At 68.4% G+C, this 12,358-nt stretch carries 12 protein-coding genes and 1 pseudogene; 9 read left to right on the forward strand and 4 right to left on the reverse strand.

The features are described from left to right. The first annotated feature begins 124 nt into the window (after nucleotides 1-124). The 5 genes and pseudogenes from LNW73_RS03970 (at nucleotide 125) to LNW73_RS03990 (ending at nucleotide 2,084) form a co-directional block, all read left to right on the forward strand. Nucleotides 125-313: a hypothetical protein gene (locus tag LNW73_RS03970; RefSeq protein WP_250988921.1), complete on the forward strand. Its 189-nt coding sequence runs from the start codon at nucleotides 125-127 to the stop codon at nucleotides 311-313. A gap of 119 nt (nucleotides 314-432) precedes the next feature. Then, nucleotides 433-731: pseudogene (locus LNW73_RS03975) on the forward strand (PIG-L family deacetylase); the annotation flags it as partial. A 56-nt stretch (nucleotides 732-787) separates the two neighbouring features. Beyond that, entirely contained in the window at nucleotides 788-1,345 is a 558-nt protein-coding gene (locus tag LNW73_RS03980; RefSeq protein WP_250992789.1) for a class I SAM-dependent methyltransferase, read from the forward strand. Beyond that, nucleotides 1,342-1,872: a glycosyltransferase gene (locus LNW73_RS03985; protein ID WP_250988922.1), complete on the forward strand. Its 531-nt coding sequence runs from the start codon at nucleotides 1,342-1,344 to the stop codon at nucleotides 1,870-1,872. Before LNW73_RS03980 ends, LNW73_RS03985 begins: the two co-directional genes overlap by 4 nt. 26 nt (nucleotides 1,873-1,898) lie before the next feature. Then, a complete protein-coding gene (locus LNW73_RS03990) occupies nucleotides 1,899-2,084 on the forward strand; it encodes a hypothetical protein (protein WP_250988923.1) in 186 nt (61 codons plus the stop codon). A gap of 28 nt (nucleotides 2,085-2,112) precedes the next feature. Here the strand turns inward: LNW73_RS03990 and LNW73_RS03995 are convergent, their stop codons facing one another. Next, nucleotides 2,113-3,225: an AI-2E family transporter gene (locus LNW73_RS03995; RefSeq protein WP_250988924.1), complete on the reverse strand. Its 1,113-nt coding sequence runs from the start codon at nucleotides 3,223-3,225 to the stop codon at nucleotides 2,113-2,115. 208 nt (nucleotides 3,226-3,433) lie between these two features. Further along, nucleotides 3,434-3,970, reverse strand: a complete 537-nt coding sequence (locus LNW73_RS04000) for an HAD family hydrolase (RefSeq protein ID WP_308407777.1) — start codon at nucleotides 3,968-3,970, stop codon at nucleotides 3,434-3,436. A gap of 335 nt (nucleotides 3,971-4,305) precedes the next feature. On the opposite strand from LNW73_RS04000, the gene LNW73_RS04005 reads away from it, so the two are divergent. Further along, nucleotides 4,306-4,542, forward strand: a complete 237-nt coding sequence (locus tag LNW73_RS04005) for a hypothetical protein (RefSeq protein WP_250988925.1) — start codon at nucleotides 4,306-4,308, stop codon at nucleotides 4,540-4,542. A 528-nt stretch (nucleotides 4,543-5,070) separates the two neighbouring features. Here the strand turns inward: LNW73_RS04005 and LNW73_RS04010 are convergent. Then, complete coding sequence (locus LNW73_RS04010) at nucleotides 5,071-5,331, reverse strand: GNAT family N-acetyltransferase (RefSeq protein ID WP_250988926.1); 261 nt, start codon at nucleotides 5,329-5,331, stop codon at nucleotides 5,071-5,073. 95 nt (nucleotides 5,332-5,426) lie between these two features. Here LNW73_RS04010 and LNW73_RS04015 point away from each other — a divergent pair. Further along, a protein-coding gene (locus LNW73_RS04015) for an IS5 family transposase (protein WP_250992791.1) occupies nucleotides 5,427-6,211 on the forward strand; the annotation gives its coding sequence in 2 pieces (ribosomal slippage) (nucleotides 5,427-5,736 and nucleotides 5,736-6,211; 786 coding nt in all). A 621-nt stretch (nucleotides 6,212-6,832) separates the two neighbouring features. Here LNW73_RS04015 and LNW73_RS04020 read toward each other — a convergent pair. After that, on the reverse strand, nucleotides 6,833-9,187 hold the full coding sequence (locus LNW73_RS04020) for a non-reducing end alpha-L-arabinofuranosidase family hydrolase (RefSeq protein WP_250988927.1): 2,355 nt from the start codon (nucleotides 9,185-9,187) through the stop codon (nucleotides 6,833-6,835). 472 nt (nucleotides 9,188-9,659) lie between these two features. Here LNW73_RS04020 and LNW73_RS04025 point away from each other — a divergent pair, with 472 nt between their 5' ends. After that, the gene (locus tag LNW73_RS04025) at nucleotides 9,660-10,064 is read left to right on the forward strand and encodes an STAS domain-containing protein (protein WP_250988928.1); all 405 of its coding nucleotides are present in this window, start codon (nucleotides 9,660-9,662) and stop codon (nucleotides 10,062-10,064) included. Between the two features lie 295 nt (nucleotides 10,065-10,359). Further along, nucleotides 10,360-12,042 carry an RICIN domain-containing protein gene (locus LNW73_RS04030; protein ID WP_250992792.1) on the forward strand — a complete coding sequence of 561 codons (1,683 nt, stop codon included), beginning with the start codon at nucleotides 10,360-10,362 and terminating at the stop codon, nucleotides 12,040-12,042. Nucleotides 12,043-12,358 lie beyond the last annotated feature (316 nt).

A 12,358-nucleotide genomic window follows, 5' to 3' on the forward strand; every position in this document is an offset into this window, starting at 1 on the left:
CGCCGCTGCCGCATCCGCGTGTGCCGAGCGTCCACCACGGCGCACGCGATCCCCAGCGCCCTACGACCCACACAGCGATCGCCGGCTGTGCGTGGCGCAGGGCCCCCGACGTCGAGGAGTACTGATGCCGGACACGACCTACCCAGCGGCCGGGACGCCGACCGAGGGCTCGCCGGCGGACGGTGCGCCCGCTGCCGGGTTCACGCCCCAAGCCGCCCGGCAGGAGACGGCGCAGGGCTTCTCGCGGCTCGTCGAGTCGCTCGCGACCCGGGGATCTCGAATTTCCGCTGCCCGGGTCGGGACGTACCGGTGACCGCTTCGCCGCCCTGCGCTCCGTCGCCGAGCGGGACTGTGCCTGGCACGGCTGGCCGAGCGGTGGGGCGTGTGGGCCGCGGAGCCGCCGGGCGGGGGCGTGACCGCTACCCGGGTCGGCACGCCGACCACGAGGCGGCCGGGCGGGCGGCCCTGCGGGCGGCTGACGCGGCGGGTGTGCCGTGTCTGCTGTATCCGGTGTGGATGTGGCACTGGGCCCGGCCGGACGATCCGCGGGTGCCGTGGGAGAGCGGCGCCCGCATCGGCCTGCCCCCGGCGGCGCTGGCCCGCAAGACGGCCGCCGTCGAGCGGTTCGCCAGCCAGATCCGCCCCCTGGGACCCGCCCCGAGGACGCGGCCATCCTGCCGCCGGCGGAGACAGCCCACCATCTGCGCGACCTGGAGGTCGTCTTCCGTTGAGTACCGCCGCTTCCTACTTCGATGACATGTACCGCGACTCTCGCGACCCGTGAGGTCTGGCGAGCCGCTGGTACGAGCAGCGCAAGTACGACCTCACCGTGGCCGCTCTCCCGGAGCCCCGGTACCGATCGGCCTTCGAACCCGCCTGCTCCGTCGGTGAGTTGACGGCCCGGTTGGCCGAGCGGTGCGACGCGCTGCCGGCGTGCGACCGGGTCGGGAGCGCGGTGGCCTCCGCCGCACGGCGGACGGCGCACCTGCCCCAGGTGGCCGTCCGGCAGCTGACCCTCCCCGACCAGTGGCCCGACGGAACCTTCGACCTGATCGTGCTGTCGGAACTCCTCTACTACTTCGACACCCCTGACCTGACGCGGCTGCTGGACCGGGCGGTGGAGTCGCTGGAGCCGGGCGGAACACTGGTCACGGTCCACTGGAACCATCCGGTGGAGGAACACCTGCGGACCGGTGCCGACCTGGCCCTGATCCTGTCCGGCATCCCGGAGTTGGCGCTCCTGGCCGACCACCGGGAGGACGACTTCGTCCTGCAGGTCTTCTGCCGCGCACAGGCCGATGGCTCCCGTCCGGCCTCACCCGCCGCACGGGAGGGCCTGGTGTGAAGGTCACCGCGATCGGCGTCGTCGTCCCGGCGCACAACGAGCAGGTGCTGTTGCCCCGCGCCCTCAACGCGCTGGAGGTGGCCCGCCGCCACCCGGCTCTCGCCGGTGTGCGGATCGTGACCGTGGTGGCGGCCGACAGCTGCCGGGACGACACGGCGGCGCTGGCCCGCCGGGCGGGTGCGGAAGTCGTCGAGCTCAGCGGCCGCAACCCCGGCGCGGCCCGTGCCGCGGGGGTCGCCCACGCGCTGGCCGTGCTCAGGACGTCTGCCGCAGAGACGTGGATCGCGACGACCGACGCGGACAGCGCCGTTCCGCCCGACTGGCTGGCGCGGCAGGCCGAGTACGCGGGCGCCGGTTGGGAGGCGGTGGTCGGCACCGTACGGGTGGAGAACTGGCCGCCGCACGCCGCCGGGGTCGCCGCCCGGTTCGAGGAGTTGTACGAGGTCTCCCGACCGGCAGCCGGGCTGCACTGGGAACATCCGCACGTCCACGGCGCCAACCTGGGCGTCGCCGCGGGACCTATCTGAGCATCGGGGGATTCCCGCCGCTGACCGTGGGCGAGGACCGGGGCCTCCTCGCGGCTCTCGAACGCGGTGCCCACCGGGTACTGCGCACGGCGGACTGCGCGGTGGTGACGTCGGCCCGCCTGCGCGCCCGGGCCAGGGGCGGCTTCGGGGACTATCTGATCGGGCTCACGAGATCGGCGGAAGCGGAGGCGGAAGCCGGAACGGCCGGCTGACCCGCCACGCAGCCGATGGGCCGGTGGGTCAGGCCGCGTCGAGTTTGGGGAAGGCGACCTCGTCGAGCACCAGGTTGATCGCCACCGCCACCGGAACCGCCACCAGCGCGCCGATGATCCCGAGCAGCGCGCCCCCGGCCAGCACGGCCACCACCGTGACGACCGGGTGGACGTCGACCGCGAAGCGCATCGCGCGCGGCATGATCAGGTAGTCCTCCAACAGGCGGAAGGCGATGTAGAAGCCCGCGGTCGCCGCCGCGACCGGCCAGGAGACCGACAGCGCGACCAGGCTCACCACGACTCCGGCGATCGTCGAACCCACCATCGGGATCATGTCCATCAGCGCGGTGAAGATGCCCAGCGCCGCCGCGTAGGGCACGCCCATCGGTGCGCACCACGCGAACGTCGCCACTCCCGCGATCGCGGACGTGACCACGTTCCCGAGCATGAACCTGCCGATGCGCACCAGGATCTCCTCGGTGATCTGCTGTGTTCGGGCCCGGCGGCTGCCGGGGACCAGCTGGTAGGCGAAGCGTTTGATGGCGGGCATGCTCACCATGAAGTACACGGTCAGCGTCACCACGACGACCGTGGCCGTGATCGCGCTCACGACGTACAGCCCCGCGCCCAGCAGTCCGCCGAACACGCTGGAGCCACCCGATCCGATCTGCGTCTTGGCCTTGTCGGTGAGGTGGTACCGGTCCTCGAGGCGTCCCAGCGTCGAGTGGTGGTCGTGCAGTTGCTGCAACCAGCCCGGTACCGCGTGTACCAGGGCGTTGGCTTCGGTGACCACCGGCGGGATCACCACCGCGAGGAGCCCCGCGACCAGGACGAAGAACCCGGCGATCACGATCAGGACCGCGCGACCCCGGCGAGTCCCCCGTCCCACCAGCCATCCCACCAACGGCTCCAAGCTGACGGCGATCAGGAACGCCAGAAGTACCAGGAGCAGCACCTGACTGGCCCGGAGCACCGCCTGCGGGACCTGCCAGGCCAGGAACGCCCCCAGCGTGAAGGTGAACCCGGCCACGAACCACGACCGGCGGCGCATCCCGCGCACGCTCAGCGAAGCGCGCCCCGTGCGAACCACGTCCGCCGGTATCCCGGCGGGGTCTTCCGCGGGCCCGATGGTCGACGACACGATGTGTTCCTCCGCTTTCTGCGCCCCCGCACGGCATGCCGTCACCGCGCGGGGATCCCGGCGGCTCGGCGGCGACCGCCGGAGAGGCACAGCGGTCACCGGGTCAGGTTCCCCCTCCGGACCGATCCAGCCCAGCGGGCGCACGGCAGTTGAGCCGTGCGCCCGTGCGGATTGCCGACGCCGGGGGCTCGCCGGCGCGCCGGTGCGGCTACAGCCGGTTCGGGTCGCCCAGCGCGCTGTCGTCGAGCCGGGTCAACAAGTCGTCCGGGCCGTCGTAGACCTGCTCGGCTCCCGCGTCCAGGAGTTCCTGACGGGAGATCCCGCCGGAGAGGACCCCGAGGCAGCGGACCCCCGCCCGCTGTGCGGCCTGGGCGTCCCAGACCGCGTCGCCCACGAAGACGGCCCGGTCGGCCGCCACACCGGCGCGCTTCAAGGCCACCTGCACGAGATCGGGCGACGGCTTGCTGGCGTCCACGTCACCGGCCTTGGTACTCGCGTCGATCGCGTCGTCCGCGTCCAGGGCCTTCTTCATGACGTCGAACTCCCTGCCCGAGGCGGAGCTGGCCAGGACCACAGCCCAGCCTCGTTCCGCGCAGGCGCGCAGCAGCTCGGCCGCGCCTTTCAGCGGAGTCAGCCGCGACCAGTACTGGGCGACTTCCGCCCTGGTGAGGTGATGACCAAAGCCCGATCTGGGACCGCTCCGGCATGGCAGCCGTACTGGGCCGCCGTCCCCTGCCGAATGGATTGCGCCGTGGCGACCGCGATGGAAATGTTCCCAAGGAACGCCGAGGACGAGGCTGCCCGGGCGGGAGGTCTGCCGGCGGGGTCAGCGAGGTGGCCAGCTCACGCGCGGCCCGGCTTCACTTGCAGTAAGGCACGCTTTAGGTGATTTCGTTCTACGCTGCGAGCAGGGCCCCGATTGCTGGGCCAGGCAGTACCGCCGACCGTGCGGCAACCCCCACGGACGAGGCGTCTTGGCGCTTCCGTGACCGTGCCTCGCGGTGCTGTGGGACGACCCGTACAGGTTTCTTCCTCTCCTCGGGCTCTCGAGCCCCGCGAAGGTCTGATTCCGAAAAATTGATGCTCGGCCGTATCGAAGGGTCCGTCGTGACCATTCCTGTTTTTGTCGTGCTCATCGCGTTGGTGTCGGTGCTGCTCGTCGCGGTGATCACGGCACGGCCGGCGGACGTCCCCGCCATCGTGCAGACCGGGCTCACCCGGCTCGCGATTGACGCGATCGTGGGCCTGGTGCTGCTCCGGACCAATCCTGCGGACATCCCGAGGCTTCGGGAGACTCTCGCCGGTCTGTACCGCTGACCTTCTCCGGCGGGGGGCATTCGCCTGGATGCGACGGGTGTGCTGGGTCTGCGCTGGGGCGCGGATCCAGCACACCAGGTCCGGGTGCTGCTCCTCATGGACACGTTCGACAAGGATGAGGCCGGCTCAACGGGTGGCACCTCACAGATCGTTGACCAGGTGATTCACTCGGCGGCCTGCGCCTCACGCGCTATCCTCCTGCTCATGATTCGGACGGGCAGGTACCGGTGGCGTACGCGCATGCGGAGGCACCTGCCATGGTTCCTGCTGAAGTGCGGTCTTGCAGCCAAAGGGAAGCGGGACTGCGGGGCGCACGACTGGTACAACCAGGAACTCACCGCCCGGTGCTACCACTGTGAGGTCGGCGAACAGCCTTGGCCCTCCGGTACCCAAGTTTCGTCAGGTCCAGGATCCGAGCCGAGCCACTAGCCAGGGTCACTGCTGCGGAGCCGGTCCGGAGTCCGCGGAGGACGCGCCAGAGGGAAGTACCCGTTCGGGCCCTTCCCCCCCTTGCTCGATCAAGGACGCCTACGGTGCGCGCGTGTAGGAGTGGAGGCGGTCGATCTCGATGAATCCCGCCGATTCGTAGAGGCGGTTCGCTGCGGCGCGGTCCCTGTCGTCTCCGGCAGGAGCGTCGTCGTCGACGTACAGGATCACCTCGGTGGTATCCAGCCCGGTCAACACGTCCAGGGCGGAGCCCAGCAGGGCGTGCCCCAGCCCTTGGCCGCGTGCGGATGCTGATACTTCGATCCACCACAGGACGCCGATGCCGTGGACGAAGGGGCGCACCTGGCGGGCTTGCTGGGTGAGCAGGCCCCGAGAACGCTGGCGAGCAGAGGGTGTCGAGACTGCGCTACTGGCGCAGGCAGTACACGGCCGAGAACGTGCAGCAGATCGAGGACGACCCGCAGAAGCTGCTGCCGCCCTGGCCCGGGCGGTCGCCGGGGCCGCGGCCGGTGGCAGACCGGCTGTGTCTGCAGGGCATCCTGTATGTCCTCCACAACGACATAGCCTGGCAACTGCTGCCCCTGGAGTTGGGGTTCGGCTCCGGGCAGACCTGCTGGCGGCGACTGGACCGCTGGCAGCAGGCGGGCGTCTTCGACCGGCTGCACCGCATCCTGCTGGCCGAACTGAACGCGGCGCGCGAACTCGACTGGTCTCGTGCGTGCGTGGACGGATCCCACATCCGCGCGAAAAAGGGGGAGCCGACACCGGTCCGTCGCCGGTCGACCGGCGTAAGACGGGCAGCAAACACCACCTGATCTGCGACGGCCGCGGCACCCCGCTCAAGGTCATCACCACTGCGGCCAACGTCAACGACGTCACCCAGACCCTCGCCCTGGTCGACGGAAACCCACCCGTCGCCGGTCGCCCCGGCCGACCGCGCAGGCGCCCTGAAGCCCTGCTCGGAGACAAGGCATACAACTCCAACCCGAACCGCGAAGAGCTCCGCAGACGCCGGATCCTGTCGGTCATTTCCCGCAAAGGTGCCCCGACCATCCAGGGTCTGGGCAAGCTCCGCCATGTCGTGGAGCAGACCTTCGCCCTGCTCCACCAGTTCAAGCGCCTGGCCGTCCGCTGGGAACGCCGCACCGAACTCCACGATGCCTTTGTCTCTCTGACCTGCAGCCTGATCTGCTGGGGACGCTTCAAGAAGGCCCGATCATGATCGTGTTACGAGCTCTAAGCGATCACGCTGGGGGGTGCCGCGTCGTGCTGCGCAGTGACGTTTTTCCTGATCAGAGCATGTTTAGCCGATTGACTCGTACCACCCCGTGACGCACGGTCCAAAGGCGTCCGTCCACCGGCTGTCCACCGGAGGAGCTGAACTGGCGGCCGGCGAGTCCACTGGCCAGGCGCTGGGGCGGATCCTGACGCGGTGGGCGGGACAACTAAGCGGCATGTGCCGAACTCGCACAACACACCGGCGGAGATGGACGGGCAGCGGGAGGTGTCCGCACCTGGCTGACGGCGGCCTCCGCCATCTCACCCCTGGTCGGCCGCTTCTCAGCCGGCGCCCCGAGGGCGGTGGACCATGGACCCACGGGTGGACCCTCGCTGCTGTGGGGCGCCAGGCGGCCGGGGCGCTGCGGCCCGCGGCCACCGCACGATCTTCGGGAGTCCACACAACCCCCTTCGATCACGCGGTGGCCGTTCCGTTCCTGCCCGGTCCGACGCGAGATCGCGATGTCGGACCGGAGTATCAGCAGGTGGAGTTACCGACGCCTCAAACCGCTCGTCTACGCGCCGGTAGAGCGCATCACATCGCGATCACCGTGGATCAGGGGGGTCAGCGCTGCAGGGTAAGGACACCGGGCCGGTACGGCAGTTGGTCGTAGGGGCCGCTCGCGGTGGGGGACTTGCCCTGGTAGAGGAACTGCAGGTTGCAGGGGTCGATGGTCATGGTCTGGTCGGGGTTGTTGCGGACGAGGTCACCGTGGCTGATGTCGTTGGTCCAGGTGGCACCGCTGTTGGCCTTGCCCGCGAAGGGGTTGCTCTCGGTGGCGGCCTGCGGGGTCCACGAACCGCTCAGGCCGGCGGCCGTGAACGAGCGGAAGTAGCGCTGCTCACCGGCACCCCGAGCCTCAACGATCATGAGGTACTGGTTCTGGCCCTGGACCTTGTAGACCTGCGGCGCCTCGAACAGGTTCTTCACCGTGTCGCTCATGACCGTCGTGTACGACGAGCCGAAGTTGCCGGGGAAGTTCCCGATCGGCATGCTCGCCCGGTAAATGCTGCCGTTGTCACCGGCGAAGAACAGGTACATGTTCTGGCCGTCGGCGATCAGTGTCTGGTCGATCGGGGCGGCGTTGGGGATGCCGCCGGTGAACAGCGGCTGCGGCGCGGACCAGCCGTTGGGGTTGGTGGGATCGCTCGACGTGCGGTAGATGAAGGGCCACGCACCCCACTGGTACGCCAGCACCCAGATGTTCTTGGGCGCGAAGTAGAACAGCGTGGGCGCCACCGTGGACTGACTCATCCCGTTCTGGCCGGCCGACGCCATGTCCGACCAGTTCGTGAAGGGACTGAACGCCATCGAGCCGTACGACGATCCGGACACGTTCGACGCGTAGACCAGGTGCTTGCCGTTGTACACCACGTTGGTGAAGTCCTTCAGTGAGGCCCACCCGTTCGCGGGCTGTGCCAACGCACCCGTTGACGTCCACCGGTACGTTGACGGTAGAGCACACGTGCTGCCCGTCAGCGGAGGGGTCGACGTCCCGGACGGGCCGGTCCACTTCTGGTTGCTGCCGGACCAGCAGGAGTACAGCTGGATTTTGGTGCCATTGGTGGTGGCCGCGCCGACGGCGTCGAGGCACAGCCCGGACTGGACGCCGGCGATCGTGCCATCGGTGTTGATGTTCCACTGCTGGTCGACGCCGCCGTTGCAGTCCCAGATGACCACCGCGGTGCCGTTGCTGGTGCCCTTGGCCATGGCGTCCAGGCACTTGTTGCCGTAGATCATCAGTTGCTTGCCGGAGGTGTAGGTCCAGCGCTGGTTGGTCTGTCCGCTGCAGTCCCACAGCTGCGCCTGGGTGCCGTTGACGGTGGTGGAGCCGTTGATGTCGATACAACGACCGGAGGTGATGCCCTTGATCTCCCCCGTACCGGTTCCGCCCGGGGTGGGATCGGGGGCGGCATTGAGGGCGTTCATGACGGCGGTGTAGGCGGCCTTGGGGTTGCCGTTGTTGTCGAACAGCAGGGGGCTCTCGCCGCTGCGCCAGGAGTCGCTGTCCCGGATGCCCCAAACCGTGATGCCGGTGCACCGGGCCACGGACAGGCAGGCGTTGACCGTGTTGGCGTAGTGGGTGGGCGACGCCTGGGCGATGTCCAGCTCGGTGATCTGAACGTCAACGCCCAGGGCCGCGAAGTTGGACAAGGTCGTCCGGAAGCTGGACGGGGGGCCGCCGGTGCCGAAGTGGCTCTGGAACCCGACACAGTCGATCGGCACGCCGCGGGACCTGAAGTCCTTGACCATGCTGTAGACGCCCTGGGTCTTCGCGTCCGACCAGTTCTCGATGTTGTAGTCGTTGTAGCAGAGCTTGGCCGAGGAGTCGGCCGCCCGGGCGGTGCGGAACGCTTCCTCGATGAAGCCGTTGCCCAGCACGTTCTGGAACACCGAGCTGCGGTGCTGGGTGGAGCCGTCGGCGAACGCCTCGTTGACCACGTCCCAGGCGTAGATCTTGCCCTTGTAGTGGGTCATCTCGGTGGTGATGTGGTTGTTCATCACGCTGCGCAGGGTGTTCGCGTCGCCGATGGAGCTGACCCAGGACGGGAGCTGCGAGTGCCAGACGGTGGTGTGGCCGCGCATGCGCTGGCCGTGTGCCATGGCATGGTTGACGATCTGGTCGGCGGGGCCGAAGTTGAAATTGCCGCGGGACGGTTCGATGGCGTCCCACTTCATCTCGTTCTCCGGGGTGATCATGTTGAACTCCCGGTCCAAGATCGCGCTGTACGTCGAGTCGCCGAGCCTGCCGGCGGCCACAGCAGTGCCGAAGTACCTGCCCGAGGGGGCCGCCTGCGTACCCAGCGTTGCGGCTCCCGCGGAGGGGAGGAGCGTCACGACACCGGCCACCACCGCCGCGGCCGACAGTCCTACCGTCACTGTCCGGCGACGCCGGCCGAGCCGGTGCAGGCCCTTCATGATTCTCCTCGGGGGCCGCGGGTCGCCCTGGGTGCCGTGATCGTGCGCGCACCGGCCGGTACGGCCTGATCCGTCGCGGGTCGGGTGCGGTGCAGGACGTGGGCCCGTTCCTGCGTACCGGTCGCCCGGGGTTCGTGGGTGTGTCGCGTCATGGGAGCGGCTTTCTTCTGGGGATACGTCAACGGGAGAAGCCAGGAGGCCTGCCACGCCGGCACGACATGGTGAGCGGCGGGAAAGGCACCTCCACGAAGTGGAGGCCTCCGAACCCTCGGTCCCGTAACAGAAAAGTCGCGCCGTCCGGACGATTGCTCAGTGATGCATCTCGCAGGCAAAAGGCGTTATGCCAAGCCCCGCGGTCTGGTCCAGGGCGATGGCAGAGTTTGATGATCTCGGGTCGGTGCTGGTCAGCGCAGACCCTCGCTGCCGTTACGGGCCAAGCCCTCAATGACGGATGCCGGTGGCTGATTCTGGAATGTTCCGGGCGGCCTTCTGCGACTCTCAGGGCCTCAACCGCTTCCTGCGACTGTGCCTGGCGGCGCAGCGCCACGGCGTGCACCTGGTGCTGGCCACGATCAGCACCCCGCTGCGCCACCTTCTGGAACTCACCGAAACACTTGAAGTCTTTCAGCTCGCCGACACCGTCGAACAAGCAACTGTGCACCACGGATGCGCCCGCCAGCCAGGGCGGGCGTGTCGGTTCGGGCCCTGGGCGCCGGTGGAGCCGCCGTTGAGGCCGCCAGGCGCAGGCGCCTACATCCGCCGCTTGCGCCGCACAGGCTCGGTCGGGCCATGCCGTCGCCGCCGCGTGAATGATTCCGAAGTCGCACGGAACGTGCCGGCCGGTACCGTGCCGCGCTCCACGGCGAACGGGAAGTGATCAAGGCAAAGAAAATCTGTGAATCTTCGCGTGCGCGGCAACCTTCCGGCCTCCCGCGACCACTCAGTGTGGTCCGGCCAGGTGGTCCGGTCAGATGCAACGGCTGAAAGAGAGCACAGACATGTCCCTCGCCCACCCGCGTTCTCGGTGGCGTACCGCGCTGGCGGCCGTCATGCCGGGCAGCCGCGCCCGCGGCAGTCGCCGAGCGCCCCGCCCAGCCGTCACGGGTAAACGAAAAGTGATGCATCGTAGTCGTCGGTTGTTCGCGCGTCGGAGTGTCTGGGCGGCCATCGTCATGGCTGTAGTGGCCGGTTCCGTTGTCGTGATCAACACGGCCTCAGCGGGAACCGTGGATCCGAAGTCCTGGTACGTCCTGGTCAACCGCGACAGCGGCAAGGTGATGGACGGCCGCGGCTTCGCCACGAACGACGGTGCGGCGGTGACGCAGTGGAGCCGTCATGGCGGGGCCAACCAGCAGTGGCGGTTCTTCGACGCGGGTGATGGGTACTACCGGGTGCAGAACCGGAACTCCGGCAAGGTACTGGACGACTACAACTGGTCGAAGACCGCCGGCTCCGGCATCGTGCAGTGGAGCGACCGGAACGGCACCAACCAGCAGTTCCAACTGGCGAAGTCGCCGAACGGCTACGTTCGTTTGATCAATCGCTTCAGCGGCATGGCCGTCGAGGTCCACAACGCCTCCAAGGCTGACGGGGGCGATGTCGTCCAGTACCCCGACTGGGGCGGCGCCAATCAGCAGTGGCAACTCGTCCCGGTCGGGAGCGTCGACAGCGCCGGCACGCCCACGGCGACGGGCGGCAGTGTTCCACCAAGCCAGACTCCGGGTGGCACGCGCCCGTCGACGTCGGCGACGTCTGCTGGGGCCGGTGGTGGCAGCTCGACGACACGTTTCATGGGTAGTGACAGGGTGCTCATCGGCGGTTCGATGTCCGACGAGTCGTCGAACGCCGCGCCGTTCGATGTGCGATACGCCTATGTGCACAGCCAGCCCGCGCCCTCGTCGGACTACTACTCGGCGTCCAAATGCAAGGATGAGTGGAAGAGCTGGTGGGGCTGCTGGCAGGGCAGCACCACGCCGCCCGGCAATTACGTGACCTGGTGGAACAGCCAAGTGTCCAAGGCGACCTACCAGGGCAGCTCGCGCCCGCAGAAGTTCTTCTGGACCTGGTACTCATTGCGCGACCTCGGGGATCTGGCAGGCCATGGCGACGGTCCGGGCGAAGTCGAGGCCATCAACAGGACCGACCTGCTCACCCGGTACATGAACGACTACCGCTTCTTCCTCCAGAAGATCGGCAACGCTGACAATATGATCGACCTCGAGCCTGACTTCTGGGGCTACGTCCGGTCGCTCGGCGATCCGCACAAGGTTGCCGCGAAGGTCTCGGCCGCCAATCCGACGGACTGTGGATCGCAGGAGAACAGCGCCGCCGGACTCTCCCGCTGCATGATCGCGATGGCGCACAAGTACGCGCCGAAGACCACCGTGGGATTCCACCTTTCCTGCTGGGACTGGCAGAGCAACATGCAGGGATGCGTCAAGGACTACGCCAACCTCGGCGCGAAGGACGCCGACTTCCTGGTCGCCGATGTGTCGGACCGCGATGCGGGCTGGTACGCGAAGCCGGAGCACGGCGGTTACAACAACTTCTGGACCGACCAGAAGGCCACCGCCCAGCTGGGCTTCTACAAGACGATGGCCGAGTCCGTGGGCAAGCCGGTGGTCCTGTGGCAGATCCCCGTCGGCAACATGGCGCAGAACAACACCCTCAACCACTACAAGGACGACAAGGTGGATTGGTTCTTCGCGCACATGGACCAGGTGGCGAACGCGCATATCGCCGGCCTGCTGTTCGGTGCAGGACATGGGGAACAGACATCGGTCGAGACCGACGGCGGAAACCTGATCAACAAGACGATCGCCTACCACAACTCGGGTGGTACAGCGCTCAAGTAGGCGGAGGTACGAAGCCGGTCGGCCCTCTCTTCGAGGAGGCCGGGTTCGTCCTCCTCGTCACCGGCCGACGTGCCCGTGTTCGAGTGGGTGTTGGGGCTTGCGGGACGCGATGATCCGTCGCGGCGGTGCCAGCGAGGCTGACTGGTTGGGCTGTAGCCCCTGGTCAGCCTCGCCGTCACTGTCTACGGCCGATCCGCTGCGCCGTACGAGCGGGCCCGCCGGGCGGCCGGAGCGCTGGCCGCCCGCGAGGCACAACGTGACTGATCATCTTGGCGTCGGCGGTCACCAACCCCACCCGGAAACCCCTCATGCCAGC

Origin of the sequence: Streptomyces sp. RKAG337, assembly GCF_023701715.1 — a bacterium.
GTDB lineage: Bacteria > Actinomycetota > Actinomycetes > Streptomycetales > Streptomycetaceae > Actinacidiphila.

Excerpts from the sequence above, each read along its gene's own strand:
- LNW73_RS03970 (WP_250988921.1), top strand. The coding sequence starts at position 125 with ATGCCGGACACGACCTACCCAGCGGCCGGGACGCCGACCGAGGGCTCG.
- LNW73_RS04005 (WP_250988925.1), top strand. The coding sequence starts at position 4,306 with ATGCTCGGCCGTATCGAAGGGTCCGTCGTGACCATTCCTGTTTTTGTC.
- LNW73_RS04020 (WP_250988927.1), bottom strand. The coding sequence starts at position 9,187 with ATGAAGGGCCTGCACCGGCTCGGCCGGCGTCGCCGGACAGTGACGGTA.
- LNW73_RS04025 (WP_250988928.1), top strand. The coding sequence starts at position 9,660 with ATGTTCCGGGCGGCCTTCTGCGACTCTCAGGGCCTCAACCGCTTCCTG.
- LNW73_RS04030 (WP_250992792.1), top strand. The coding sequence starts at position 10,360 with ATGGCTGTAGTGGCCGGTTCCGTTGTCGTGATCAACACGGCCTCAGCG.